The 25,463-nt window shown below is 73.5% G+C and carries 22 protein-coding genes and 1 riboswitch; of the genes, 10 read left to right on the forward strand and 12 right to left on the reverse strand.

Annotated features, from left to right (window positions below):
- Positions 1-456 precede the first annotated feature (456 nt).
- The 3 genes from D9V36_RS32080 to thiO all read right to left on the reverse strand — a co-directional run bounded on the left by D9V36_RS32080 (position 457) and on the right by thiO (position 2,801).
- The gene (locus tag D9V36_RS32080; RefSeq protein ID WP_129296842.1) at positions 457-1,314 is read right to left on the reverse strand and encodes a thiazole synthase; all 858 of its coding nucleotides are present in this window, start codon (positions 1,312-1,314) and stop codon (positions 457-459) included.
- 9 nt (positions 1,315-1,323) lie between these two features.
- Entirely contained in the window at positions 1,324-1,551 is a 228-nt protein-coding gene (gene thiS, locus D9V36_RS32085; RefSeq protein ID WP_129296843.1) for a sulfur carrier protein ThiS, read from the reverse strand.
- Entirely contained in the window at positions 1,548-2,801 is a 1,254-nt protein-coding gene (gene thiO, locus D9V36_RS32090; protein WP_206739758.1) for a glycine oxidase ThiO, read from the reverse strand. Before thiO ends, thiS begins: the two co-directional genes overlap by 4 nt.
- Positions 2,799-2,911: riboswitch (TPP riboswitch) on the reverse strand. (Overlaps the previous gene by 3 nt.)
- Positions 2,912-3,066: 155 nt before the next feature.
- On the opposite strand from thiO, the gene D9V36_RS32095 reads away from it, so the two are divergent.
- The 5 genes from D9V36_RS32095 (at position 3,067) to D9V36_RS32115 (ending at position 8,011) form a co-directional block, all read left to right on the forward strand.
- A complete protein-coding gene (locus D9V36_RS32095) occupies positions 3,067-4,308 on the forward strand; it encodes an NAD(P)/FAD-dependent oxidoreductase (protein ID WP_129296844.1) in 1,242 nt (413 codons plus the stop codon).
- 134 nt (positions 4,309-4,442) lie between these two features.
- On the forward strand, positions 4,443-4,808 hold the full coding sequence (locus tag D9V36_RS32100) for an Rv2175c family DNA-binding protein (RefSeq protein ID WP_129296845.1): 366 nt from the start codon (positions 4,443-4,445) through the stop codon (positions 4,806-4,808).
- 117 nt (positions 4,809-4,925) lie between these two features.
- Positions 4,926-5,627 (forward strand): thiamine phosphate synthase, encoded by a 702-nt coding sequence (gene thiE, locus D9V36_RS32105; protein ID WP_129296846.1) that lies wholly within the window; start codon positions 4,926-4,928, stop codon positions 5,625-5,627.
- A gap of 182 nt (positions 5,628-5,809) precedes the next feature.
- A complete protein-coding gene (gene metF / locus D9V36_RS32110) occupies positions 5,810-6,727 on the forward strand; it encodes a methylenetetrahydrofolate reductase [NAD(P)H] (protein ID WP_129296847.1) in 918 nt (305 codons plus the stop codon).
- Between the two features lie 36 nt (positions 6,728-6,763).
- A complete protein-coding gene (locus D9V36_RS32115) occupies positions 6,764-8,011 on the forward strand; it encodes a hypothetical protein (RefSeq protein WP_129296848.1) in 1,248 nt (415 codons plus the stop codon).
- Positions 8,012-8,102: 91 nt separating this feature from the next.
- Here D9V36_RS32115 and D9V36_RS32120 read toward each other — a convergent pair whose 3' ends face one another.
- The 5 genes from D9V36_RS32120 to D9V36_RS32140 all read right to left on the reverse strand — a co-directional run bounded on the left by D9V36_RS32120 (position 8,103) and on the right by D9V36_RS32140 (position 14,609).
- On the reverse strand, positions 8,103-9,620 hold the full coding sequence (locus D9V36_RS32120; RefSeq protein WP_129296849.1) for a phytoene desaturase family protein: 1,518 nt from the start codon (positions 9,618-9,620) through the stop codon (positions 8,103-8,105).
- A gap of 90 nt (positions 9,621-9,710) precedes the next feature.
- The gene (locus D9V36_RS32125; protein WP_129296850.1) at positions 9,711-10,331 is read right to left on the reverse strand and encodes a DUF4126 domain-containing protein; all 621 of its coding nucleotides are present in this window, start codon (positions 10,329-10,331) and stop codon (positions 9,711-9,713) included.
- Positions 10,332-10,761: 430 nt separating this feature from the next.
- Positions 10,762-11,376 (reverse strand): TetR/AcrR family transcriptional regulator, encoded by a 615-nt coding sequence (locus tag D9V36_RS32130; RefSeq protein WP_129296851.1) that lies wholly within the window; start codon positions 11,374-11,376, stop codon positions 10,762-10,764.
- A gap of 133 nt (positions 11,377-11,509) precedes the next feature.
- Entirely contained in the window at positions 11,510-13,717 is a 2,208-nt protein-coding gene (locus tag D9V36_RS32135; RefSeq protein WP_129296852.1) for a YhgE/Pip family protein, read from the reverse strand.
- Positions 13,689-14,609, reverse strand: a complete 921-nt coding sequence (locus tag D9V36_RS32140) for an ATP-binding cassette domain-containing protein (protein WP_129296853.1) — start codon at positions 14,607-14,609, stop codon at positions 13,689-13,691. Before D9V36_RS32140 ends, D9V36_RS32135 begins: the two co-directional genes overlap by 29 nt.
- 265 nt (positions 14,610-14,874) lie before the next feature.
- On the opposite strand from D9V36_RS32140, the gene D9V36_RS32145 reads away from it, so the two are divergent.
- The 3 genes from D9V36_RS32145 to D9V36_RS32155 all read left to right on the forward strand — a co-directional run bounded on the left by D9V36_RS32145 (position 14,875) and on the right by D9V36_RS32155 (position 17,247).
- Positions 14,875-15,360, forward strand: a complete 486-nt coding sequence (locus D9V36_RS32145) for an SAV_6107 family HEPN domain-containing protein (protein WP_129296854.1) — start codon at positions 14,875-14,877, stop codon at positions 15,358-15,360.
- Between the two features lie 465 nt (positions 15,361-15,825).
- Positions 15,826-16,581 (forward strand): methyltransferase, encoded by a 756-nt coding sequence (locus D9V36_RS32150; RefSeq protein WP_129296855.1) that lies wholly within the window; start codon positions 15,826-15,828, stop codon positions 16,579-16,581.
- A gap of 258 nt (positions 16,582-16,839) precedes the next feature.
- A complete protein-coding gene (locus D9V36_RS32155; protein ID WP_088797250.1) occupies positions 16,840-17,247 on the forward strand; it encodes a DUF3040 domain-containing protein in 408 nt (135 codons plus the stop codon).
- 385 nt (positions 17,248-17,632) lie between these two features.
- On the opposite strand, the gene D9V36_RS32160 is transcribed toward D9V36_RS32155, so the two are convergent.
- From D9V36_RS32160 to D9V36_RS32175, 4 genes are all read right to left on the reverse strand, one after another.
- Positions 17,633-20,083 (reverse strand): transglutaminaseTgpA domain-containing protein, encoded by a 2,451-nt coding sequence (locus D9V36_RS32160; RefSeq protein ID WP_129296856.1) that lies wholly within the window; start codon positions 20,081-20,083, stop codon positions 17,633-17,635.
- 154 nt (positions 20,084-20,237) lie between these two features.
- Positions 20,238-21,620: a DUF58 domain-containing protein gene (locus D9V36_RS32165; protein WP_129296857.1), complete on the reverse strand. Its 1,383-nt coding sequence runs from the start codon at positions 21,618-21,620 to the stop codon at positions 20,238-20,240.
- Positions 21,620-22,711: an AAA family ATPase gene (locus tag D9V36_RS32170; RefSeq protein WP_431357714.1), complete on the reverse strand. Its 1,092-nt coding sequence runs from the start codon at positions 22,709-22,711 to the stop codon at positions 21,620-21,622. The genes D9V36_RS32165 and D9V36_RS32170 overlap by 1 nt, the downstream gene beginning before the upstream one ends.
- A 232-nt stretch (positions 22,712-22,943) precedes the next feature.
- The gene (locus tag D9V36_RS32175; protein WP_129296858.1) at positions 22,944-23,504 is read right to left on the reverse strand and encodes a beta-class carbonic anhydrase; all 561 of its coding nucleotides are present in this window, start codon (positions 23,502-23,504) and stop codon (positions 22,944-22,946) included.
- A gap of 506 nt (positions 23,505-24,010) precedes the next feature.
- Here D9V36_RS32175 and rsmH point away from each other — a divergent pair.
- Positions 24,011-24,979, forward strand: coding sequence for a 16S rRNA (cytosine(1402)-N(4))-methyltransferase RsmH (gene rsmH / locus D9V36_RS32180; RefSeq protein WP_129296859.1), 969 nt, complete (start codon positions 24,011-24,013; stop codon positions 24,977-24,979).
- Positions 24,976-25,458, forward strand: a complete 483-nt coding sequence (locus D9V36_RS32185; RefSeq protein ID WP_129296860.1) for a septum formation initiator family protein — start codon at positions 24,976-24,978, stop codon at positions 25,456-25,458. Before rsmH ends, D9V36_RS32185 begins: the two co-directional genes overlap by 4 nt.
- The last annotated feature ends 5 nt before the right edge of the window (positions 25,459-25,463 follow it).

Consider the following 25,463-nt stretch of genomic DNA (forward strand, 5'->3'; position numbering starts at 1 on the left):
GTTGCCGCTGTGCGGGGCGGGGTCCGCTGCGCGGGGCTGTCGGGTGCGGTGACGGTCCTCCGCGGGTGGGGGGGTGGGAAAAAGGCCGGTGGGGGTGATCCTGGGTGGTCCGGTGCGTCTCGTGAGCGATGCAAAATCGCCCACGGGCGGCCGGGAACGGCCAGCGGCCCGCACGACTATGACCGTGGCCCGCCCCCACCCACGTTTACTTTCTCCCCCACGGGAGGGGACGGGCCGGAGGGGCCGGTGTGTGGGACGTAAAGCGAAGCAGTCCCACACACCGGCCCCGGAGGTCCGTCGCCGCACCCACAGCCCCGCGCAGCGGACATCGCCCCGCGCAGCGGACCCGCCCGCCGCCAGGCGCAACGGCGAGAAACCCCCATGGTGGGACAGCCGAAAACGGCCCGAGGCAAAGCGCAGCGGAACGGCGGGCCAGCCGAAAACGTGGGAAGCCCCTTAGAACGCCGGCCGCTCAGGGTCGAACTCCGGCATCCCCTGCGTCGGCGACGACGCCATCGCGAAGTGGCGCCGCGGAATGCGCCCCGCGCAAAACGCCAAGCGGCCCGCCGTGACCGCGTACCGCATCGCGGAGGCCATCAGTTCGGGTTCCTGGGCGCGGGTCACCGCGGACGCCAGCATCACCGCTGCGCAGCCCAGCTCCATGGCCAGGGAGACGTCCGATGCCGTGCCCGCGCCCGCGTCGAGGATGACGGGGACGCCGGCCCGCTCGGTGATCAGCTGGAAGTTGTGGGGGTTGCGGATGCCCAGGCCGGAGCCGATCGGCGAGCCCAGCGGCATGATCGCGGCGCAGCCCACGTCCTCCAGCTTGCGGGCCAGCACCGGGTCGTCGTTGGTGTAGGGCAGCACGGTGAAACCGTCGTCCACCAGGGTCTCGGCGGCGTCCAGCAGCTCGATCGGGTCGGGCAGCAGGGTGCGCTCGTCGGCGACCACCTCCAGCTTGACCCAGTTGGTGCCGAGCGCTTCCCGGGCGAGCCGGGCGGTGAGCACGGCTTCGCCCGCGGTGAAGCAGCCCGCGGTGTTCGGCAGCACCTTGATCTTGTGCCGCTCCAGTACGGACAGCACCGAACCCTGCACGGTGGGATCCAGCCGCCGCATGGCGACCGTGGTCAGCTCCGTACCGGAGGCGAGCAGTGCCCGCTCCAGGACGTCGAGGCTGGGTGCGCCACCGGTGCCCATGATCAGGCGGGACGCGAAGGTGGTGCCGGCGAGGGTGAGGGGGGCGGGGTCGCTGCCTGTGGCGAGGCAGCCGTCGGATGCGGGGGACGTTCCCCGGAGCGCTGCGGTGTCGGTCATGTCTGCGGATCAGCCTCCCTGGACCGCGGTCAGCACCTCGACGCGGTCGCCGTCGGCGAGCAAAGTGGCGGGCCACTGAGTACGGGGCACCACGGTCTCATTGACCGCCGCGGCCACCCCGGCGGGCGCCTGGGACAGCGTCGCGACGAGCCGGTCGAGGGGCAGGCCGGCGGGGATCTCGCGGGGCTCCCCGTTGACGGACACCGAGACGGTGGGGGCGGGTGGGGCGGTGTTCATACGGGCTGCTCCTGTGGGGCACGGGTGCGCTCGGGTCCCGGCGTGGCGCCGGGGGCCCCTCCGGGCCGTTCGGGCGTGGGGGAGAAGCGCGCGGGGGAGAAGGGGCGGGCCTCCTCGGGGAGGAGGCCGGTGGCCAGTACCTCGGCCATCGCGTCACCGGTGACGGGGGTGAGCAGCACTCCGTTGCGGAAGTGGCCGGTGGCGAGGTGGAGTCCTGGCAGTGCGGTCGGCCCGAGCATCGGGGCGTTGTCGGGGGAGCCGGGGCGCAGGCCGGCGCAGGTCTCGACGAGCGGGAGCTCGGTGATGCCGGGGACCAGCTCGTGGGCGTCGCGCAGCAGCTCGTAGACCCCGCCGGCGGTCACGGTGGTGTCCCAGCCCAGTTCCTCGCTGGTGGCGCCGACGACCAGTTCGCCGCTCTCGCGCGGGACCAGGTAGAGCGGGCCGCCGCGGACGACCGCCCGTACGGTGCGGGAGAGGAAGGCGGGACTGCCGGCGGGCATCTGCGGCAGCCGCAGCCGCAGCACCTGGCCCTTGACGGGGCGCACCTGCGGCAGCACCTCGTCGGGCACGCCGTCGAGCCGGCCGCTCCAGCTGCCCGCGGCCAGCACGACCTGGCCGGCCGCGATCCGGGTGCCGTCGGCGAGTTCGGCGCCGGCGGCCCGGCCGCCGTCGACCGTCAGCCGTACGGCCCGGCTCCGGTGGAAGGCCACCCCGGAGCGCTCACAGGCGGTCGCCAGTGCGCTCGCCAGCCGGCGCGGATCGACCTGGTGGTCGCCGTCCACCCGCAGGCCGCCGCGCACCCCGGGGGCCAGCATCGGCTCCAGCCGCCGGCACTCGCGCCCCGTGAGCCACTGCGACTCCAGCCCCGAGCGGGTCTGCAGGGCGTGCAGGTCGCGCAGGTGGGCGCGGTCGTCGGCGTCCAGCGCGACGGCCAGGGTGCCGCACCGCCGGTAGCCGACGGGCAGTCCCGCGGCCTCCTCCAGCTCTTCGACGAAGCGGGGGTAGCGCCGGGCGGAGGCGAGATTGAGCCCCAGCAGGGTCTGCTCGCCGTAGTGGAGCTCGGTGACCGCGGCCAGCATCCCGGCCGCGACCCGGGCGGCGCCGCCCCCGGGCGCGGGGTCGGCCACCGCGGCGCTCAGCCCGCGTCCTGCCGCCCGCCAGGCGGTGACCAGGCCGATGATGCCGCCGCCGATGACCAGCACATCAGGGCTCTGCGGGGTGGGTCGTGAGCGGGTGGCAGTTGCGTGCATGGGCGTCCAGCCCCTCCCTTCGCCGGCATGACCCGGATCAGGTTCGTACGGTCGGAGGCCGGCCAGCCTCCCTCTCAGCCCGGTGCGTCCGGGCTCCCGCGAGTGCGTGTATCCGTCACCCTAATACGGGGCCGCGGGGCACCGTAAGGCAGCGCCCCCGGCCTCCCGGGGCCCGCTACCCGGGCCGCCCGCACGGTGACGCTGTGTCAGAGATCTCCTTGCGCGCTGCTGCGAGCCGCCTCACACCCCGTCCTAGAGTGATCGGGTGAGCGAGCAGAGCAAGTCCTCCCAGGCCCCTGACCGCACGCCGCACGTCGTGATCGCCGGTGCCGGAATCGCGGGTGTGCAGACCGCGGTCGCCCTGCGCGAACAGGGCTGGCCCGGCGCGATCACGCTCCTCGGCGACGAGCCCCACCAGCCCTACGACCGTCCGCCGCTGTCCAAGGCGGTACTGCTGGGCAAGGCCGAGGGCTCCGCCTTCGACGTCGACTTCGACGCGCTCGGCGTCACCCTCCACCTCAGCCGCCCGGTCACCGGCCTGGTGCCCCACGCCCGTGTGGTCGAGACGGCCGAGGGACCGGTCCCCTACGACTACGCGGTCCTGGCGACCGGCGCCGAGCCGGTCGTGCTGCCCGGCAGCGCGGGACTTCCCGGCGTTCATCTGCTGCGCACCCTGGACGACGCCGAGCGGCTGCGGCCGGTGCTCGCCGCCCAGCACGAGATCGTGGTCGTCGGGGCCGGCTGGATCGGCGCCGAGTTCGCCACCGCGGCGCGTGAGGCGGGCTGCGCGGTCACCGTCGTCGAGGCCGCCGACCGTCCGCTGGCCGGTGCGCTGCCCGCCGAGGTCGCCGCCCATATGGCCGGCTGGTACGCGGACGCGGGAGCCGAGCTGCGCACCGGCGCCCGGGTCGCCTCCGTCACGGCGGGCGCGGTCACCCTCGACGACGGCACGGTGCTGCCCGCGGACGCGGTGGTCATCGGGATCGGCGCCCGCCCCGCGACCGGCTGGCTGGCCGGCTCGGGCGTCGAGCTCTCGCCCCGGGACGGCTCCGTGCTGGCCGACGAGCAGCTGCGCACCTCCGTGCCCGATGTCTACGCGGTCGGCGACTGCGCCTCCTTCCCCTCGGCCCGCTACGGCGCCCGCCTGCTGATCCACCACTGGGACAACGCCCTCCAGGGCCCGCGCACGGTCGCCGAGAACATCGCCCGCGGCGAGGCGGAAGGGGTGGCCTACGACCCCGTCCCGTACTTCTGGTCGGAGCAGTTCGGCCGGTTCGTGCAGTACGTGGGCCACCACGGGGACGCCGACGAGCTGGTCTGGCGCGGCGACCCGGCCGGGGCGGCCTGGTCGGTGATCTGGCTGCGGGAGGGACGGCTCGTCGCGCTGCTGGCCGTGGGGCGGCCCCGGGACCTCGCCCAGGGGCGCAAGCTGATCGAGCGGGGCGTCGCCCTGGACCGGGAGCGGGCCGCGAACGCGTCGGTGCCGCTCAAGGCCGCGGCGCTGTAGCCGGGCTCCGGTGCCGGGAGCGCGGTGACCGGCGGTGGCCGGCCGGGCGCCGGCCGTCACCCGCTGGTGTGCAGCGGGCCTCCGATGGCGATGCCCGGCTACCGGCTGTCAGTGGGAGGTGGCAGGCTTGTCCCGTGACCGAGATTGACGCAAACATCGATGGACTCGTCCCCGCCTGGCTCACCCTCCCCGACATCGCCGAACAGCTCGGCGTCGAGGTGACGCGGGTCCGGCAGCTGGTCAAGGAGGGCCAGCTGATCGCGGTGCGCCGCGGCGAGAACCGGGCGCTGCACGTGCCCGCCGATTTCATCCAGGACGACAAGGTGGTCAAGGGCCTCGTCGGCACCCTCACCCTCCTCAAGGACGACGGTTTCACCGACGAGGAGATGCTGGAGTGGCTGTTCACTCCCGATGAGACCCTGCCCGGCACGCCCGCCCAGGCGCTGCGCGAGAATCGCGGTACGGAGGTGAAGCGCCGGGCCCAGGCGCTCGCCGTCTGACGCCGTGACGCGGCCCGCACCGCGCCGGCGGCCGCACCAGCACCCGTAACCGCATCCGCGGGGCGTACGGACCGGAAGGTCCGGCCCGTACGCCCCCGACCTGGGAGAAGCCGCCCGATGACCACCGCACGCCCGGCCCTGTCCGATGCCCGGCTCTACCTCTGCACGGACGCCCGGCGGCGGCAGGGCGATCTCCCGCAGTTCCTGGACGCGGTGCTCTCCTCGGGTGTGGACATCGTCCAGCTGCGGGACAAGGGCATGGAGGCCGGCGAGGAGCTGCGGCATCTGGAGGTCTTCGCGGACGCCTGCCGGCGGCACGGCAAGCTGCTCGCGGTCAACGACCGCGCCGATGTCGCCCATGCGGCGGGCAGCGATGTCCTGCATCTCGGACAGGGCGATCTGCCGGTCCCGGCCGCCCGCGCCCTGCTGGGCCAGGACGTCCTCATAGGCCGCTCCACGCACGCCGAGGCCGAGGTGGACGCCGCGCTCACCGAACCCGGAGTGGACTACTTCTGCACGGGCCCCTGCTGGCCGACCCCCACCAAGCCCGGCCGCCACGCCCCCGGCCTCGACCTGGTCCGTTACGCCGCGGCCCGCGCCCCCGAGCGCCCCTGGTTCGCGATCGGCGGGATCGATGCCGGGAATCTGGACGAGGTGCTGCAGGCCGGCGCCCGCCGGATCGTGGTGGTCCGCGCCCTCACGGAGGCGGACGATCCGGGAGCGGCGGCCGCCGCACTGGCCCGGCGCGTCCGGGCCTGGGACGCCCCGGACGCCCCGGAGGCCTCCGCATCGGCGCGTCCGGCCCGCGCGGCCGGCTGACCGAGGTGACGGGGGATCGGATGGCCGGGTGACCTGCGTCACCGTGCCCGGTGTCGGGAGCCGGGCGGTCCGCTGACGTCCCGGCGACCGGAAAATGTCCACCCAGTGGACATCAACCCGGCCAACCAGGCATTACGCCCGACGCGGTTGGTGTGGGCCCGCCCGGTGGTTAACCTGCCGGTATGGCCCTAGGTACAGCTTCCACCAGGACTGATCGCGCACGCACGGTGCGCGACCTGCTCGCTTCCGGCAAGCAGTCGTATTCGTTCGAGTTCGCCGCCCCCAAGACGGAGAAGGGCGAACGGACCCTGTGGAACGCCATTCGCCGCATCGAGGCCGTCTCGCCGACGTTCGTCTCCGTGACGTACGGCGCCGGCGGCACCTCCCGTGACGGCACGGTGCGCGCCACCGAGCGCATCGCCACCGACACCACCCTGACCCCGGTGGCCCACCTCACCGCGGTCAACCACTCCACGGCCGACCTGCGCAACATCATCGGCCAGTACGCCGACGCCGGGATCCGCAACATGCTGGCGCTGCGCGGCGACCCGCCGGGCGACCCGATGGGCGAGTGGGTCAAGCACCCCGACGGCATCGGCTACGCCGCCGACCTGGTCCGGCTGATCAAGGAGTCCGGCGACTTCTGCGTCGGCGTCGCGGCCTTCCCCGAGATGCATCCGCGCTCGACGGACTGGGACAGTGACGTGGCACACTTCGTCGCCAAGTGCCGGGCCGGTGCGGACTTCGCCATCACCCAGATGTTCTTCTACCCCGAGGACTACTTCCGGCTGCGGGACCGCGTTGCGGCGGCGGGTTGCTCGACGCCGATCATTCCGGAGATCATGCCGGTCACGAACGTGCGCCAGATCGAGCGGTTCGCTCAGCTCAGCAATGCGGCCTTCCCGCCCGAGCTGGCCGAGCGGATCCTCGCCGTCAAGGACGACCCGGCGGCGGTACGCTCCATTGGTATCGAGTACGCAACGGACCTGTGCGCACGCTTGATGGCCGAGGATGTTCCCGGGTTGCACTTCATTACCCTGAACCACTCCACGGCGACCCTGGAAATCTACGAGAATCTGGGACTGCACCAGCAGTCCTGATCACGGTGGCCGGCGAGCGGCGGAAGAGGGGCGTATATGGGCTGGGCGGTCCTCTACATCGCGTTCGGCCTGGTGGCACTGTGGCTGTTGGGCGAGGTCCTGCTCCAGAACAAGGCGCGGCTGCGCTGGCGGCTGCTGGCCCTCGCCGGTTTTCTCGGTGTGGTCGTGGGTGTCATCATCCCGTCAATAGTCGTGATCGGGCTGGGACTTGTCGCCTTCGCCATCGGGCAGACGAATGTGACGCTCTCCTTCCGTCGCGGTTTCACCGCCGGCTGGGCCCTGCGCAGCAAGCCCGGGGAGTCCGGCACCGGGACGTCCGGCGAGAGCGGCCGGCGCCGCCGGGCCCGCCCGTCCGGACCGCCCCCCGCCGAACCGACCCTGGAGGTCTCCGGCCTGGAGGCGGTGGCGCCCACCGAGGCCCCCGCACGGGCCGGTGACGGGGGCCCGGACACCTTCGAGAGCACCGGCGGCTTCCAGCGGGTGGACCCCTACGCCGGGCAGGACACCTTTGCCGGGCAGGGCTCCTACGGCGGACCCGGTACCCCCGCGGGGCAGGACGGCTTCGCCGCGCAGGACACCTTCGTTGCGGGGCAGGAGGCTTTCGCCGCGCAGGAGACCGTGGTCGGGCAGGGCTTCTACGGCGGGCCCCCCGGCGACGACTACCGCGGCCAGGATCCGTACCAGGACCCCTACCAGGGGCAGCAGCAGGACCAAGGCGCTTACGCCACCCAGGCGTTCGCCGCCCCGGACGACTTCGCGCGGGCCGACACCACCGCCGTCTACGCTCCCCAGCCGATGCCCGACGAGACCGGCCAGTACGGCATCTACAGCCCCGACGCCCGTGGCCGGCAGCCCGGTTACCAGGGTTACGGCGGCTACGACGTCTACGACGCTGCCGCCGGCAACGGCAACGGCAACGGCAACGGCTATGCGTACGGCGGCGGTTACGATCAGACCGGAGCCGGCCAGGACCCCTACGCCGACCCCTATGCGGCCTACGGCGACGGCCAGGGCCAGCAGGCGGCGTACACCGACCCGTACCTCGGCGGCCAGCAGTACGCCGCGTCCTACGACCCCTACCAGCAGGCGGACCCCTACGCCTCGGCTCCCTACGCGGCGCAGCAGTACGACGCCCAGGGACAGCCGCTCGGCCAGGGCTACGGCGAGACCCCGCCCGGTGGCGTCTGGGTCCCCCAGCAGCGCGACGGCGAACTCCCGCCCGAGCAGCAGCCTTACCCGCCCTACCAGCAGCCGGGGTACGACGGGCAGCAGTACCGCTACTGAGCGGACGGACGCCCGGCCGGCGGCGCCGCCGCGCGCCGCGACGGCCCCGGCCCGCCCGGGCAGCCCCCGCCGGGGCAGCCCCTCCCGCCACTCAGGTGGAGCCGTGCCAGTCGTCGCCGTTCACGATCAGGCCCGCGACGATCGCACCGGACATCCCGGCATGGGCCGGTCCGCCGCCGGGGTGCGACCAGCCGCCGACCGTGTAGAGCCCCGGTATCCGGGTGCGGTTGCCGGGCCGCAGAAAGCGGCCTTCCCGGCCGGCCAGCGCCGGCCCCGGCACCAGTCCGTCCGGCGCCGGTGGCAGCACCTCCCGCCACAGCACCCGCTCCCGCAGCCCGGGAACCGCGGCCTCGGCGCTCTCGGTCATGAGCTCCGCGCAGGCCTCCCCGGCCTCCCGGCCCGGCCGGCCGACCAGGTGGGGCGCGGCCACCGTCGCGGTCAGGGTCACCGCCTCATGGGCGTCGTCCGGCCGGGTAGCGGGATCGTCCGGGCGCAGCACCGTCACCGTGGGCCGGGCACACGGGGTCCGCGGCCCGGAGCCGTCGCCGAACACGCCCGCCAACTCGGCCTCGCGGTCCGGGGCATGGACCACCGTGCGGTGCACGGCATCCGCGGGGCGCGCACCGCGCAGTGCCAGACAGACCGTGAGCCGACCGGTGGCCCGCTCATCCGGGCCCAGGGCGGGACGCACCTCGTCGGCACCCCAGGGCTCCCTGCCCCCGCAGAGCTCCACCAGGCGCACCGGATCGACGCCCGCGACCACGAACTCGGCCTCCTCCACCCGGCCGTCGGCCAGCTCCACGCCCGACGCCCGGCCGTCCTTCTCCACGATCGCGGTGACCGCCGTGCCGAAGCCGAACTCCACCCTGCGCGCCAGGCACCGCTCGTACAGCGCCTCGGCCAGCGCTCGCATACCGCCGCGCGGATACCAACTGCCGAAGGTCTGCTCCATGTACGGCAGCACGACGGCGCTCGCCGGGGCGCTGCGCGGATCGAAGCCGTACGCCAGCGCATGGCTCTCCAGCAGCGCGGTCAGCCGGGGGTCGGCCAGCTCACGGCGCGCCACCTCGGCGAGGGTGGCGGTGGTGGGGCCCTTGCCCCGGCCGAACAGCCCGCGCCTGCGCACCGCCGGATACGGATCGCGCCCCAGCACCCGCCAGTCCTGCCACAGCGGCTCCTCCAGGAGCGGGCGGCGGGTGGCGTCCCAGGCCTCGCGGGCCCGGCCCATCAGGTCGCTCCAGCGTTCACCGCGGCCCGCGCCCAGCGCCTCGTCCAGCGCCGCCAGCACCCCGGCCCGGGAGGCGTTCGGCAGCGAGACGGCCGTTCCGTCGGCGAAGACATGCCGGCTCGCGGGGTCGACCTGGGACAGCTCGACGCAGCTCTCCAGCGGCTCGCGGCCGGTCTTGAGGAACAGATCGCGGTAGACGGCCGGCAGATGCAGCAGGCCGGGTCCCGTATCGAAGGCGAAGCCGTCCCGCTCCCGCCGTTGCAGCGCGCCGCCATGGGTCGCGCCGCGCTCGAACACCGCCACCCGGTGGCCTGCGACGGCCAGCCGGGCAGCGGCTGCCATCGCGCCCATCCCGGCGCCGATCACCGCAATCCGTGCCATGCCTGCGACTTTATCCGGACCCACTGACAACGCCCGCACGGCCGGGGACCCGGCCCGGCAGCGGCCGTGCCGCCGCGGGACGGCAGGCCGTCAGAACGCCGGGGGCAGCGCCTCGCCCGCCGTGGCCAGCCGCTTCTCCTCGCGCCGCTGCCGGCGGCGCCGCAGGTACCGGCGGATCCGCGACCACAGGAACACCACCAGGGCGATCCCCGCGGCCAGCAGCGCCGCCGCGATGACCGCCGCGGCCACCGGATGGAACACCGCGAAGGCGATGATCCCGGCGACGCCCAGATCCTCGGCGAGGCTCAGCACGATGTTGCTGGCCGGCTCCGGCGAGGTGTTGACCGCGATCCGGGTGCCGGCCTTGACCAGATGGCTCAGCAGCGCCGTGGAACCGCCCACGGCACCCGCCGCAAGCTCCGGCAGCGAGCCGTTGTGACCGGCCAGCAGTGCCGCCACGACGGCGCCGGCCACCGGCCGGATCACGGTGTGCACCGTGTCCCAGACCGAGTCGACGTACGGGATCTTGTCGGCGACGGCCTCGCACAGGAAGAGCACCCCGGCCACGATCAGCACATCGGGGCGCTGCAGCGCCGCGGGCACCTCGTCGGTGACGCCGGTCGCGCCGAGCAGGCCGAAGAGCAGGACGACGGCGTAGGCGTTGATCCCGCTCGCCCAGCCACTGGTGAACACCAAGGGAAGTACGGACACGCGGGAAAGCGTAGGCCCCGGCCGGGGCCGGTGCCGGGAAACACAGACTCCGGCGTGGGGCCGTGCCCGGGACCACGGGCTCCGGCTGGGGGCCGGTGCTCAGGGTTGAGTATCCGTACTCAGACACCGAGATGAGTAGGTACGCGGATGGGCCGGCAGCCGCCCGGAAGGAAGAGTGGGGACCACGGAAGGGAAGCGGCGCCGCACCGCCGACACGGGGCGGCGGAGCGGCGCGGCTCCCGGACGTGACGGGGGAACACGGGGGAAGCACGGGGGAGTACGGGGGAAGCGCTGTCCTGGTCGGATCGAGGGGGGAACGATCCGCGCCAGGGCAGCGCACTCTTTTGTGCGGGCACGGGGGAAAGGCGGTGCGCGTCGTACCCGACCACTACGGCGCGCACCCGCTGCCTCCCCGGGAGACCCGCCCGGACTACGGGAGACGGCCGCTGACCCGCCCCTGGAGCAGTCGCGACAGTGCCGCGTGCACCTCGTCGATCGACCGTTCCGGCTGGTAGGACTGCCAGTCCAGGGCGGCCACCAGCACCATCCCGAACAGCGCCGACGCGGTCAGCGGGATGTCGATCTCCTCGCTCAGCTCCCCGTCCGCCACCGCCTCGCGCAGCACGTCCTCCACCACGGTGATGGCCCGCCCGCGCACCCCCATCAGCGTCGACTGCCAGGCCCGGTTGGTGCGCCACAGCTCGGCCACGTAGAGCTGGGTGAGCGCCGGGTAGCGGGAGATGAAGTCCAGCCCGGCCCGGATCATCGCGTCCAGCGCGTCGATCCGGCTGCCGCCCCGGCCGGTGACCTCCTCCACGGCCGCTTGCAGGGAGGTCGTCAGCAAGTCGATGCCGTGTACCAGCAGCTCTTCGAAGAGCACGTTCTTGCTCGCGAAGTTGTAGTAGACCGTGCCCTTCGCGACGCCCGCCCGCTCGGCGATCTCGTCCACCGTGGTGGACGAGAAGCCCTGTTCGGCGATGAGCGTGACCGCGGCCTCGAAGAGCTTGCGCCGGGTGGCGTCGCGGCGTGTAGTGGAGCTGTCCATGGGGGCGATTGTGCCGGTCCGCGGCGATCGGTGCGCGGCGCGGTGAGGCGACCCCCGGGCGCGCGGCCCGGGGCGAACCGCCGGCCGGGCGGTGACGGGCGCCGGACGGCGGCTGCGGCCGGCGGGCCGGCGCTCACAGGCTCAGCTCCGGGTGCAGGTCCTTCATCCGCACCACTTGGCGGCCGCGCGCCGTCAGGGACGTCAGCACGAGCGCCCCCGCGGTGAAGGCCACCAGCACCACGCTGCCCTGCCACACCGGCGCGAGCTCTCCGCCGGTGATCAGCCGGCGCAGCCCCTCCACGACGTAACTCATCGGCAGATACGGGTGGATGGCGGCGAAGAAGCCCGGACTGGTCTGTACGGGATAGGTGCCGCCCGCGGAGGTCAGCTGGAGCATCAGCAGCGCCAGCACCAGGATCCGGCCGGCCGGGCCGAACTGTGCGTTCAGCCACTGCACGATCGCCGAGAAACAGGCCGTGACCAGCACGAGGAAGCCGATCGTGCCGCCCGCCCGCACCATCTCCAGGCCGATCGCGAAGTGCAATACGGCCATCAGCGCCGCGGTCTGCAGCACCCCCACCCCGAACACCGGCAGCCATCCGGACACCGCCACCCGCCAGGAGGGCGCGCCCATCGCCAGCGCCCGCCGGTTCAGCGGCTGGATCAGCATGTACGCCACCATCGCGCCGACCCACAGGGACAGCGGAATGAAATACGGGGCGAACCCGGTGCCGTAGTTCGGCGCCTTGTGGACGGCGCCCGAGGCCAGCTGTACGGGGTCGGACATGACCTGGGTGCGTGCGTCGCGGTCCTTCCTGCCGTAGTCGGGGATCCGCTTCGCCCCGTCGTGCAGCCCGCCGGCCAGCTTCTGTGAGCCGTCGGAGAGCTTGAACATGCCGCCGTTCAGTGTGTGGGCGCCGTCCTTGAGCCTGCCCACACCGGAGTCGAGGTCGCCCATACCGGCCGCGGCACGGCCCGTACCGTCGTGCAGCCGGTGCGCGCCGTCGTCGAGCTTGTCCGCGCCGTCGGCCAGCCGGGCGTTGCCCGCGGCCAGCTTGCGCGCCCCCGCGGACACCTTGTGCGCCCCGTCGTTGAGATCGTTGATCTTCTTGACGGCGGCGTCCATGTCGGCGCCCAGGGTCGGCCCGTGCCGCGCCAGCTCGCCCGCCAGGGAGTGCAGCGTGTCCAGGTCGCGGCCCAGTTGGTCGAGGTTCTTCTGGTCGTGGACGTACTCGCTGACCTCCTCGGCCCGGTCCGCCGCGGTGGCCGCCTCCTCCGTGAGCTGCTTCAGCTCCGTGCAGGACGTGTCGAGCCGCACCGCGCCCTCACAGCGCAGCCGGTAGTAGGAGGCCAGATGGTCGGAGAGCCCCCGGGAGAGCTTCGCTCCGCCGGCCGCCGCGGCGGGGAGCTTGCCGAGGTGGTCACGCACCGCCTGCGAACCGTCGGCGACGAGCTGCGCCGCCTCGCCGATCTCCTTGCCGTGCGCCCGGATGAAGGGCCCCACCTTGCCGACGACTCCGTTGACCGTGTCGGCCAGCTGCTGGGTTCCCTGTGCCACCTGCCCGGAACCGTCGGCCAGTTGGCGCGAGCCGTGGGCGGCACTTCCGGCTCCCTCGGCGAGGTCGGAGCTGCCCCGGGAGAGCCGCCCCGCGCCCGCGTCGAGGTCGCCCAGGCCGGTGACCAGCTTGCCGCTGCCGTCCTTCGCGGTGCCCAGGCCGTCGGCCAGTTCGCCCGCGCCGTGCCGGGCCTGCCCGATGCCGTCGTGGAGCCGGTCGGCGCCGTCCGCGGCCTGCTCGGTCTTGCCGTGCAGCGTCGAGAACGAGACGAAGATCTTGTCGAGGAAGGTACGCGCCGACTTCGTGGAGGCCGCGGAACGCACCTCGGAGAACACCGTCCGGGAGATCTGCCCCACGATGTAGTTGTTCGCGTCGTTCGTCCGTACCTTGAGGGCGCCGGTCTCCGGGTGGTCCCCGGAACTGGAGGCGATCCGGCGGCTGAAGTCCTCCGGGATCGTCAGCGAGAGGTAGTACGAGCCGTCCTCGACGCCCCGGGCGGCCTCCTTGGCGTCCACGGGGCGCCAGTCGAAGGTGTGGCTGTCGGCCAGCCCGCCGACGATGCTGTCGCCGGCCGAGAGGTGCTTCCCGTCGACGGCCGCACCCTTGTCCTCGTTGACCAGCGCCACCGGAATCTTGTCCAGCCGTCCGTACGGGTCCCAGAAGGACCACAGGTACAGCGCGCCGTACAGGAGCGGCAGCAGCAGAAGGGCGGCCAGCGCGGCGCGCGGCAGCTTCCCCCTCCCGAACCGCTTCAGCTCAAGCGCGGCCAGTTTCGGCGAGCGCATCGGCCGCCCCCTCCTCGTCGTCGGGTCCGTCGTGCTTGCCGGCCGTGCTGTCCTGCTCGTCCGTGGCGTCCGTGGCGTCCGTGGCGTCCGTGGCGTCCGTGGCGTCCGTGGCGTCTGAGGCGTCCGAGGCGTCCGAGGTGGCGGGGGAATCGCCGGACGCGCCCTTGGGGGTGTTCCGGTCCGGGCGGGTGCCCGTGTGGACCAGCACCACGCCCTCGCCGTCCTCCGGAGGCTCGCTGCACACCGCCAGCACGGTGGTACCGGCCGCGGTCAGGCCGCGCAGCAACGCCCAGGCCGCGGCCCGCTCGCCGTCGGACAGCTTCAGGTCGGTGTCGTCGACGGCCAGCAGCCGGGGGGCGCCGATCAGCGCGAGCGCCACGGACAGCCGCAGCGCCTCCAGCCGTTCCAGGTCGCGGACGGACGTACGGGTCCCCTTGGGCAGCGCCTCCGGGTCGAGTCCCGCCGCCGCGAGGGCGCTGTCCACCAGGGCGCGGGCTTCGGCCCGGCGCTCGTGCCGCGGCCGCAGCAGCGCCCGCAGCGAACTGCCGAACCGGCCCTGCAGCAGGGCGCGTTCCCGCAGATGCTCGCCCACCGTGAGGGCGGGATCGAGCTCGGCGACCCCCGGCACATGGGCGAGCGCGGTGACGGACCGGACAGCGGCCCTTTTCTTCGGCAGCGGCAGTCCGCCGACCTCGGCGGTGCCGTCGGCGGACTTCATCCGGCCGGTGAGCGCGAGCAGCAGACACGTACGGCCCGAGCCCGAAGGGCCCTGTACGGCGACCAGTGAGCCGGGTCCGGCGGTGATGTCGATGTCCTGGAACGCCCATCCACGAGGGCCCTTGACCCCGAATCCCGTGGCCGTGACCGCCGCCCCGTGCGGGGTGCTGTCCACGATCGCCTCCTTGAACTGACTGGTCAGTTCAAAAAGTATGCGGTATCCCACCCCTGGTTCCGCAAGGGGGTGTTGAGAATCCGTCCCGAAGATCCGTCCCGGAGATCCGGGCCGGGATCTTTCCCGGAGATCCGCCGTGGCGCATGTCCCCTTTCCCACGAAAGTGCAGGCCGGCGCCGATTGTCAGTGGTGTACGTCACGATGGCTTCATGCGGTCCGAATCGACTTCGGTCCCGAACCGGCATGCGACGACAGGAGGTTCGTCATGGCAGCTCGTCCCAGCGGGGGCAGCTCCGCTGCGTACGGTCCCCCGAGCGATGTCCACCCCGTCCTGCGAAGGGCGGCCGCGCCACCCGCCGCCCTCACCCTGCTCGCCCAGGCCCAGCAGGGCCTCGACGAAGCACAGACCCTGGAAACCCCCAACGAGCAGTTCGCCACGGCCCATCTGGCCGCGTTGCGCACCGCCGCCGCCGTCCTCGCCGTCCGCGGCCGGCCGGAGAGCACCCTGCGTCGCAGGCAGCGTATCCGCAGTGCCTGGGAAGTTCTTCCCGAGGTCGCACCCGAACTCTCCGAGTGGAGCGCCCTCTTCGCCGCCGGCGCCGCCCGCCGGGCGAAGGCCGAGGCCGGCATAGCCGGCGCGGCCTGCCGCCGGGACGCCGACGATCTGCTGCGCGACGCCGCCATGTTCCTGCGCCTGGTGGAGCGGATGCTGCTCCTCCAGCCGTCGCTGCCGCCACAGCGGGCGGGATAGGAACGGCGCAATCGCGGCGGCGGCCCAGGGCGGCGGGTCGGCGACGGCGAGCCGGCGTGGCAGGCCGGGGACGGCGAAGAGCCGGCGAGGGGGAGTGGGGCGGGGTGGGGTGGGGTGGGGTGGGGGCGGGGCCCCCGGGGGAGGGGGAGGAGGAAAGGCGAAGAAGCGTCGCCGGCCCGGCGACGCCACCCGCCGCCGGGGGGTATGCCCCGCCAGGGCCACTCACCGCCAGGGCCGCCCACCCGCCCCGGCGGTCCGCCGCCCCATAGCCCCATAAGCCCCGTCCCCGTAGTCCGCCGACCGCAGTCCGACCCCCGGCGCCGTCCGCCGTCCGTCCCGCGTCCCCCGGCTCCCCCCGCCCCCGGCGCTCGCCCGGCTCCGCGGACGGCGGACGCTGGACGGCGTGGGACGGAATAGGGTGGTGGACGCCTAGACGTTCATGCCCCCGCCGAGGAGCCACCCGCCGTGTCTGACCCGCTGCGCCCCCGCGCCTCCCTTCGTACCGCCGTGGTCTGGGACGTCCTCAAGGACGCCCTGGAGCGCCGGGTCAAGGCCGCCGGGCGCGACGCCCTGGACGTCCTCGACACCGGCGGCGGCACCGGCAACTTCGCCGTGCCGGTCGCCCGCCTCGGTCACCACGTCACGGTCGTCGACCCCAGCCCCAACGCCCTCTTCGCCCTGGAGCGCCGCGCGGCGGAGGCGGGCGTCGCCGACCGGGTGCGCGCGGTGCAGGGGGACGCCCACGGTCTGTTCGACGTCGTCGAGCGCGGCTGCCATGACGTCGTGCTCTGCCACGGCGTGCTGGAGTACGTCGACGACCCGGCCGAGGGGATCCGCAACGCCGTCGACGCGCTGCGCCCGGCCGGCACCCTCAGCCTGCTGGCGGCCGGTCTGGGCGGCGCGGTCCTCGCACGCGCCCTCGCGGGCCACTTCACCGAGGCCCACCAGGCCCTCACCGACCCGTCCGGACGCTGGGGCGAGGGCGACCCGATGCCGCGCCGGTTCACCGCCGACCAGCTCACCGACCTGGTGTCCGGCACCGGGCTGCAGGTCGGGGCGGTGCACGGTGTGCGGGTCTTCGCCGACCTCGTCCCCGGGGTGCTGGTCGACACCGAGCCGGGCGCCATGGACGCCCTGCTGAAGCTCGAAGCGGCCGCGGCCGAACAGCCTGCCTTCCACTCCGTGGCCACGCAGTTGCACGTCCTCGCCGAGCGCGACTGACCCACCCGGCACACCCGGCTACCGCGTGCAGTCGGCCACAGACCACCCGATCAGCCCCTTCGCCCCGTATGATCGGGGTACGACGTTCCGGCATGGCGGACAGGCGGGTGGGGAATGCAGGCAGCATCACCACCGGTCGCCGCGGCGGCCCGGACAGTGAATTGGCGTCGAGGGGCGGGTTTCACGGGGACGATTCCCTGCCTATCCTGAAAGGGTCGCACCCCGGTCGCCCCCGCGACCGACGAGTAGGAGGACTCCGTGCCGCTCTCGGAGCACGAGCAGCGCATGCTCGAGCAAATGGAGCGAGCGCTGTACGCCGAAGATCCCAAGTTCGCGACAGCGCTTGAGGGAAGCGGGCTGCGTACGTACACCCGGCGACGGGTCTACCAAGCGGTCGCGGGCTTCCTGGTGGGTATCGCCCTGCTCATGGCCGGCATGGTCGCGCAGCAGATCTGGATCAGCGTGGTGGGATTCCTCGTCATGCTCGGCTGCGCAGTGCTGGCGGTCACGGGCTGGCGCAAGGCCCCCAAGCCGGGTGAGCAGCGGTCCGGCGCGGGTTCCGGAGGTGGTGCACCGGCGCGCCGGCAGGCCAGGCAGCGGCGCTCGATGATGAACCGCATCGAGGACCGCTGGCAGCGGCGCAGGGACGAACAGCAGGGCCACTGAGCAACAGCAGGGCCACTGAGCAACGGGCAGGGCCGCTGAGGAACAGCCGGCTCCTGAGCCGCCGGGGCGGGCGAGGAAGCGAGCCCGCGGGACGGTCCGAAGTGGGTCCGAAGCCCCATTGAGCTCGTTCCGGCGAGCGCAATGGGGCTTCAGCGGTTACTCCGGTATTTCTTTTCCGAACCCATTTCTCCTGCTGCTTTTCCAGCCTTTCTTCCCGCTGTTTCTCTTTGCCCGGTGCGCCGTTCTGCGCGCCGTCCTTTCCCGCCGGGACTTCTCCACTTGCCGAAGGCCGGGCTCATTGCTTTCACACTGAGCCCGGCCTTCCTGCGCTCCGGGAAGCAGCTCCCGGGCCTTCGCTTCGGGAGGTGCCTCCTGGGCTTTGTGGCTAGGCCCGCTGCCGGCCCGGCCGGAGGGCGGTCGCCGCACGCCGTACCGAGGTCACCGGCCGGCTGCTGCGGCACCGGAGCTGCCAGGCCGTCCAGCGCGCCGACCAGGCCCAACGGAGGCGGGCCGCCGAACGCGGGGCGAGCTGGGCGCGCAGCCGCACACCACGGGGCGCGGCATCCCGCAACCCGGCCCGTACCTGTTGCACTTCCGTGGCGAGTCCGGACACCGGCTGCGGTTGCGGTGCGTACAGGACCTGCTCCACCGCCGCCGCAACGCGCCGGGCGGCCGCGGCGGGCTCCGGTTGCAGTTCTCCGAGGCGGATGATCCGCGAGGCCGCCTTACGCGGAGTCAGCGACTCGTCCGGCAGGATGCCGAAGTCCCAGGAGGTGTCCTGCAGCTCCTGCCAGGCGGCGAGGGTGCCCGCCGCCCAGTCCCCGTCCGGGCCGGCGGCCGCCAGCCGTCCGGCCCGCATCCGCAGACGCCACAGCAGCGGGGCCACGGGCAGCAGCAGGAGAAGCAGGGCTGCCAGTGCGATGGCGGCGGCCGCCCAGGGGGACGAGCCGTCCTGCGGCGGGCGGACACCTTCGTTCCGAGCGGGCGGCGTGAGGCACTCCGAACCGGATCCCGAGCCGGACCGCTGTGTGCCGGGGCCGCAGGACGGGTCCGCGGAGGGGCCCTCCGAGGGGGCCGCGGGCCGGGAGTGCCCCGGGGACGGGCTTCCGGGGTCGGCCGTGCCCGGGGTGGCGGGGTACGCGTAGTCGGGGATGCTGCCGCGGCTCGGGGTCGGTTCGAAGCGGGTCCAGCCGATGCCCTGGAAGTACAGCTCGGGCCAGGCATGTGCATCCTTGAGGCCGACCGAGGTCGTGCCGTCGGGCTGCCTGGTGCCCGGGGTGAATCCGACCGCGACGCGGGCCGGGATGCCCAGCGTCCTGGCCATCGCCGCCATCGAGAAGGAGAAGTGGACGCAGAAGCCCTGCTTCTGCCGCAGGAACCGTGCGATGGCATCGGAACCGCTGCCCGCCCGGACGTCGGTGTTGTAGCTGAAACCGCCGTTGAGCGCGAACCAGTCCTGCAGTTTGACGGCCTTGGCGTAGGTGGTCGGTGCGCCGCGGGTGACCCGGCGTGCGGTGCTGCGCACGACGGGGGGCAGCGAGTGAGGGACCTTGGTGTACTCGCGCAACAGGCCGGCGGGCGGCGCCGGCGCGGCGGCCAGCTGCCCGGAGGTGGGACGCACCTGCAGGCTCTCGACCTGGTACTGCAGGCCGTGGGTGTTCTGCCCGCGGTCCCCGACGAGCGTGCGGCCCTGGGGCTCGAAGCGCCAGCGCCCGGAGATGTCCACCCTGGACGCCGGGTAGGGGAGCGGCAGCCAGTTCTGGGCGTACCACCCGGCGGTCGAGATGGAGGTGTTGATCCGGTTGAGGTCGACCGCGGAGCTGAGGCCGGGCGGTCGCGGGAGTTGTTCGGGGACATCCGTGACCGTGCGCTCGGACGGCTTCCAGGTCGTGCCGTCGAACTGGTCGAGGGCGACGATCCGCAGATACAGATCGCGGGTGTCGGAGGCGGTCGTGCGGTAGTTGAGGACTTCCTTGTCCTCGGGCTGGTTGAGGCTGTCCTGCAGTGACACCAGCGGATTCACGGCGGAGATCGTGCCACCGCCGCCGGGTCCCGTGCCGTTGCCGGAGGTGCCCAGCAATCCGCTGCCGAGGGAGGGCAGTACGGCGGGCACCACCACGGCGAGCCCGAGCGCCATCGCGCCGATCCTGCGGCCCGTACGGACCGGGGCGGACGCCGGCACGCCGGTGCCGGCCGTGAACCCCCGCCCGCCGCCCGGGGGCCGGTCCGCTCCGCCGCCCGGCCCGCCGAACACCCGGCCCCACTGGGAGAGCCGGTCGCGGCCCTCGGCCAGCAGAAGCAGCAGATAGCCGGCTGCCGCGATCAGGAACAGCGGCCAGCCCGCGCCGCTCTGGGACAGTCCCGCCGCCACCGAATACAGCGCGAGCAGCGGCAGCCCGGCGGGCGCGGCGCTGCGGTAGGTGACCGCCAGCGCGTCCACCGCGAGGCCGATCACCAGCACGCCCAGGACCAGCAGCAACCGGATGCCGGGGGTGACGGGGGCGGGGATGGCGTACCGGCCGACGTCCCGTACGCCGTCCTGCAGCAGCCGGCCGAATTCCGCGAGGGCGTCCGGTCCCGGCAGCAGTCCGAGGACCGCCTCGTTCCTGGCGAACAGCAGGGTCATCAGCAGCACGGCGGCCAGGGCCTGGACGCCGATGGTCAGTGGTCCGGCGAGGGGCACCCGGCGGGCCGCCGCACCCACACCGCTCACGAGGGCCAGCAGGACCGCCGCCTCGAACACCCAGGTGATCGGATTCACCAGCGGCAGCAGCGCGCCGGCGGCACTCAGGGTGGCCACCGCCGCGCACACCGCGAGCCGCGCCCGGCCGCTCATGCCCGTGCCTCATTTCCCTCGGGACCCGGGCACCGCCCGTACGGTCCGCCGACCCGGCCGCGGGGCCGGGGCGCACCCGGCCACCGGGGCGCACCCGGCCACCCGCCCCCGCGCAGCCGCCCGTCCGTCAACCGTCCGCTCTCCATGCCCCCGTTCACCACCGGCCCCCGCCCACCGTCTCCGGCGCGCTCGCGTCCACCGGCCGCCCGGGCTCCGCCCCGGCGCGGTCCGCGGCAGCCCGCCACAGGTCGGCGAGCGCGTCGCCGGGAGTCACCGGCAGCGCCGTCCAGCCCGCCCGGCGCAGCAGCCCCACCCGCTCGGCCACCGGGACCTGGCCGGACGGGACTCTGGTCCCACCGGAGCCTCGCGTCCAGGCGTCGCCGTCCAGGACGAAGGCGACGGCCGCGCCGCAACGCTGCCGTATCCGTCCGGCGACCGCCGCCTGTTCCTCGTCCAGATCGCCGAAGAAGGCGATCAGCACGCCTTCGTCTCCGGCGCGCACGGCGTCGTACGCCGCCGACAGCCCTTCTGCCTCGGAGTGGTCCACGGCCGCGAGGGTGTCCAGCAGCAGGCCCACGGCGTCGGCGGATTCGGCGCCGCCCGGGAAGCCGCCGGCGCCGTCGGGGCCGGGCACGGAGGCGCCGGTGTCGGTCAGCAACCGCACCGAGAAGCCGCGCTCCAGCAGGTGCACCGCGGCCGAAGCGGCGCCCGCCACCGCCCACTCGAAGGCCGAGTCGGGGCCCGCTCCCGGGTGGGCGACGGCGCGGGTGTCGAGCAGAACCGTGCAGCGCGCCTTCTGCGGCTGCTCCTCCCTGCGGACCATCAGCTCGCCGTGGCGCGCGGTGGACCGCCAGTGCACCCGGCGTAGATCGTCGCCGTGCCGGTAGCCGCGCGGAATGAGGTCGTCCTCGCCGGCCAGCGCCAGGGAACGCCGGCGTCCGTCGCCGTGTCCGGCGGCCTCACCGGCCAGCCGCACCGGCGGCAGCGGTTCGACCCGCGGTACCACCGTCAGGGTGTCGACGGTGCTGAACGAACGGGTCAGTTCGCACATCCCGAACGGATCGGAGAGCCGTAGTTGCAGCGGTCCCAGCGGATAGCGTCCGCGCAGGTCGGCGCGGACGCGGTAGGAGACCTCGCGGCGGCCGCCGGGCTCGACGCGGTCCAGGACGAAGCGCGGCCGGGGGCCGAGGACGTACGGCACCCGGTCCTGGAGCATCAGCACGTCCGTCGGGAGCCGGGAGACGTTCTCCATCCGCAGCCGGACCCGGGACTCGGCGGTCGCGGGCACCCGGGCGGGGGAGAGCGTACGGCTGCCCGCGACCCGGTAGCGGCTGCGGTGCAGCACCAGGACGCACACCAGCGGCAGGGCGGCGAGCAGCAGACCGACCCGCAGCAGATCCGCCTGCCCCAGGAGGTAGGAGCACGCCACGGCGGCCACCCCGGCCGCCAGGAACGATCTGCCCCGCGTCGTCAGCCCCCCGAGAGCCGCCCGCAGTCCGCTGTGCTCCGCGGCCCCCTCGCCGCCCCCCTCGGACATCACAACCCCCGTACGCCGGGCGGCCGCTGACCGGGTGTCCGCCACGCCTGCGCGGACGGGTCGGGGACCGGGACGCGCCGCAGGATCTCCAGCACGATCTGTTCGGCCGTCCGGCGGTTCAACTGGGCCTGGGCGGTGGGCAGCAGCCGGTGCGCGAGCACCGCCACAGCCAGCGACTGGACGTCGTCCGGGAGGGCGTACCCCCGCCCCAGGAGTGCGGCCGAGGCCTTGGCGGCGCGCAGCAGATGCAGGGTCGCCCGCGGTGACGCGCCGAGCCGCAGCTCGGGATGGCTGCGGGTGGCCGCCACCAGGTCCACGGTGTATCTGCGCACCGTTTCGGCGACATGGACCGTGTGCACCGCCTCGATCAGCTTCACGATCTCGTGGGCGTGCGCCACCGGCCGGAGGTCGTCGAGGGGTGAGGCACCGCCGTGCACGTCCAGCATCTGCAGCTCGGCCGACGGGCTGGGGTAGCCGATGGAGACCCGTGCCATGAAGCGGTCGCGCTGTGCCTCGGGGAGGGGGTAGGTGCCCTCCATCTCGACCGGGTTCTGGGTGGCGACCACCATGAACGGGCTGGGCAGCTCGTAGGTCTGCCCGTCCATCGTGACCTGGCGCTCCTCCATGGACTCCAGGAGCGCCGACTGGGTCTTGGGCGAGGCCCGGTTGATCTCGTCGCCGATCACGATCTGAGAGAAGATCGCGCCGGGCTTGAACTCGAAGTCCCGCTGCTGCTGGTCGTAGATGCTGACGCCCGTGATGTCGGAGGGCAGCAGGTCGGGCGTGAACTGGATGCGCCGCACCGAGCAGTCGATGGAGCGGGCGAGCGCCTTGGCGAGCATGGTCTTGCCGACGCCGGGCACATCCTCGATCAGCAGATGCCCCTCGGCCAGCAGGACGGTCAGTGCGAGCCGTACGACCTCGGGCTTGCCCTCGATCACGCTCTCCACCGACCGGTGCACACGCTCCACGGTGGTGGTCAGATCTCCCCCTGGGCCCGGCCCTTCCCCCGCTCTCGGCTCCGCCCGGGCGGGGGGACCCCCATACGCGGGGGGACCCCCCAGGCTCGCTCGTTCGTCATACGCCGTCACTCGGCCCTCCTCGGCCCCGCACTACGGGCCGGTGCCCCCTTGCGGACCGGCCCACCCCGAACGCGGCGTCGCGCCCGGCCACCGCCGGGACGACGTCACCCCCGCATTCTTGCTGCCCGCGCGGCTTCGCGTCATGACCTGTGGATAACTCACAAGGATAGGCCCCGGCCTTCGTGACGAATGCGACTTTTCGTTCCCGTTCGCACGTCAGGAAGGCCGGGGCCGGGGTGTGTCAGCGCTGCGGATCGATCTCCCGCAGCAGTCCGGTGGTCACGTCGAACACAAAGCCGCGGACATCGTCGGTGTGCGGGAGGAAGGGCGAGGTGCGCACCCGCTCCATGGACTGCCGTACGTCCTCGTCGAGGTCCTTGAAGGCCTCGACCGCCCAGGTGGGACGCTGCCCGACCTCGGCCGCCAGGTCGTGGCGGAAGTCCTCGGTCAGGCTGAGCAGACCACAGCCGGTGTGGTGGATGAGGACGACCGAGCGGGTGCCCAGGGCGCGCTGGCTGATGGTCAGGGAGCGGATGATGTCGTCGGTGACCACCCCGCCGGCGTTGCGGATGGTGTGGCAGTCGCCGAGTTCGAGGCCGAGTGCCTTGTGCAGGTCGAGTCGGGCGTCCATACAGGCCACGACGGCGACCTTCCGGACGGGCCGGGCGTCCATCCCGGGGTCGGTGAAGGCTTCGGCGTAGCGCCGGTTCGCCTCGACGAGACCGTCCGTGACGGTGTCACCGGCACGGGTGCCGGCGCTGTCGGCGGACGAGGGCAGCGGCTGCGATGCAGGTATGGGCATGGATTCAAGGTAATCGCCGCTTGCCGCTCCGGCCGCATGAGAGGCCGGGCATAGGGGGCAACGTCACTCCATGTGAGGTAATCCACAGGGCCGTCCGGGGCGCCGCCGTCCGGGTGAGAAGCCCGCGGCGAAGGCGGTGCGAAAGCCGTCGCAGGACGCGCGGAACCGGTTGATTGACCGGGGCGACCGGTGGACTAAAGTGGCGCGAAGTGGGAGGCGTGACGCTCTCCTTGGATACCGGATTCCTCGCGTGCGCGCGTCGTACGTACGGCTCGGCCTCCTCCCGCTCCCATGGTCTTCCGACGTCACTTCCCCGTCGCCGGAGGGCCACTTCCCCTTCAGAGCGGGCGGGGACCAAGCGGTACGTGCGGCATCCCCCAGCCAGCGGCCGGGGCCCCACCTGCTGCCCAGCCCATCGGAAGGCACATGAGCGAGCGTAGCGAGCGATTCAGGAAGCGGTGCGCACACGTCGCCCGCAGGCGGGCCGAGCGCAGCGGGGCCGTCGCATGACCAACAGCACTCGCCACGTCCCCGTCATGCTCCAGCGGTGCCTGGACATGCTCGCCCCCGCCCTCGCCGAGCCCGGCGCGGTGGTCGTCGACTGCACGCTCGGCCTCGGAGGGCACAGCGAGGCGCTGCTCGCCACCTTCCCGGCGGCCCGGCTGATCGCCCTCGACCGTGACCCCGCGGCCCTGAAGCTCGCGGGCGAACGGCTCGCCCCCTACGGAGAGCGCGCCACCCTGGTACACGCCGTCTACGACGAGCTCCCCGAAGTCCTCGACCGTCTCGGCACCCCGCGCGTCCAGGGCGTCCTGTTCGACCTCGGGGTGTCCTCCATGCAGCTCGACGAGGCCGACCGCGGCTTCGCGTATGCGCAGGACGCCCCGCTGGACATGCGGATGGACCAGACGACCGGCATCAGCGCGGCGGACGTCCTCAACACCTATGCGCCCGGTGAGCTGGTCCGGATCCTGCGCTCCTACGGGGAGGAGAAGCAGGCCAAGCGGATCGTCGAGGCCGTCGTCCGGGAGCGTGCCAAGGAGCCGTTCACCAATAGCGCGCGGCTGGTCGAGCTGATCCGGGACGCGCTGCCGCAGGCCGCCAAGCGCACCGGCGGCAATCCCGCCAAGCGCACCTTCCAGGCGCTGCGCATCGAGGTCAACGGCGAGCTGGCCAGTGTCGAGCGCGCCGTCCCGGCCGCCGTGAAGGCGCTCGCCGTAGGGGGCCGGATCGCCGTGCTCTCCTACCACTCGCTGGAGGACCGGCTGGTCAAGCAGGTCTTCGCGGCCGGAGCGGCCAATACGGCGCCCGCCGGGCTGCCGGTCGTCCCCGAGCGCTACCAGCCCCGGCTCAGGCTGCTGACCCGCGGCGCCGAACTCCCCACGGAGGAGGAGGTCGCCGAGAACCGCCGGGCCGCCCCCGCCCGGCTGCGCGGCGCGGAGCGTATCCGCGAGAACGTCGAGGACACCGCATGAAAGGCCAGGGGCGGCCGCGAGGCAGACAGAAACGCCTCGCCGCGCTGTTCCCCTCCGGCGCCGGATCCGCCGGCACCGCGGCCCGCACGCCCTTCGTGGTCCTCATCGTCGTCCTGCTCGGCTCCGGCCTGATCACCCTGCTGCTGCTCAACTCCGCCCTCAACCAGGGATCGTTCGAGCTCAGCAAGCTGGAGAAGAAGACCGACGAGCTGACGGACGAGCAGCAGGCGCTGCAGCAGGACGTGGACGCGTACTCCGCCCCGGGAGCCCTGGAGCGGCGGGCCCGCCGACTGGGCATGGTGCCGGGCGGCAGCCCCGCCTTCCTGCTCCCGGACGGCACCGTCCGCGGCAGGACGGGCCCGGCCACCTCGGACGGGGCGCCGCTGAGCACCTCCGCCGAGCCGTCGGCGACGAGCGCGGCCGGCCACCGGGCCCCGGCCGCCCCGGCCGTCCTCTCTCCTACGGCCTCCGGCAGGTGAGCGCG

Origin of the sequence: Streptomyces lydicus (assembly GCF_004125265.1) — a bacterium.
Classification (GTDB): domain Bacteria; phylum Actinomycetota; class Actinomycetes; order Streptomycetales; family Streptomycetaceae; genus Streptomyces; species Streptomyces lydicus_C.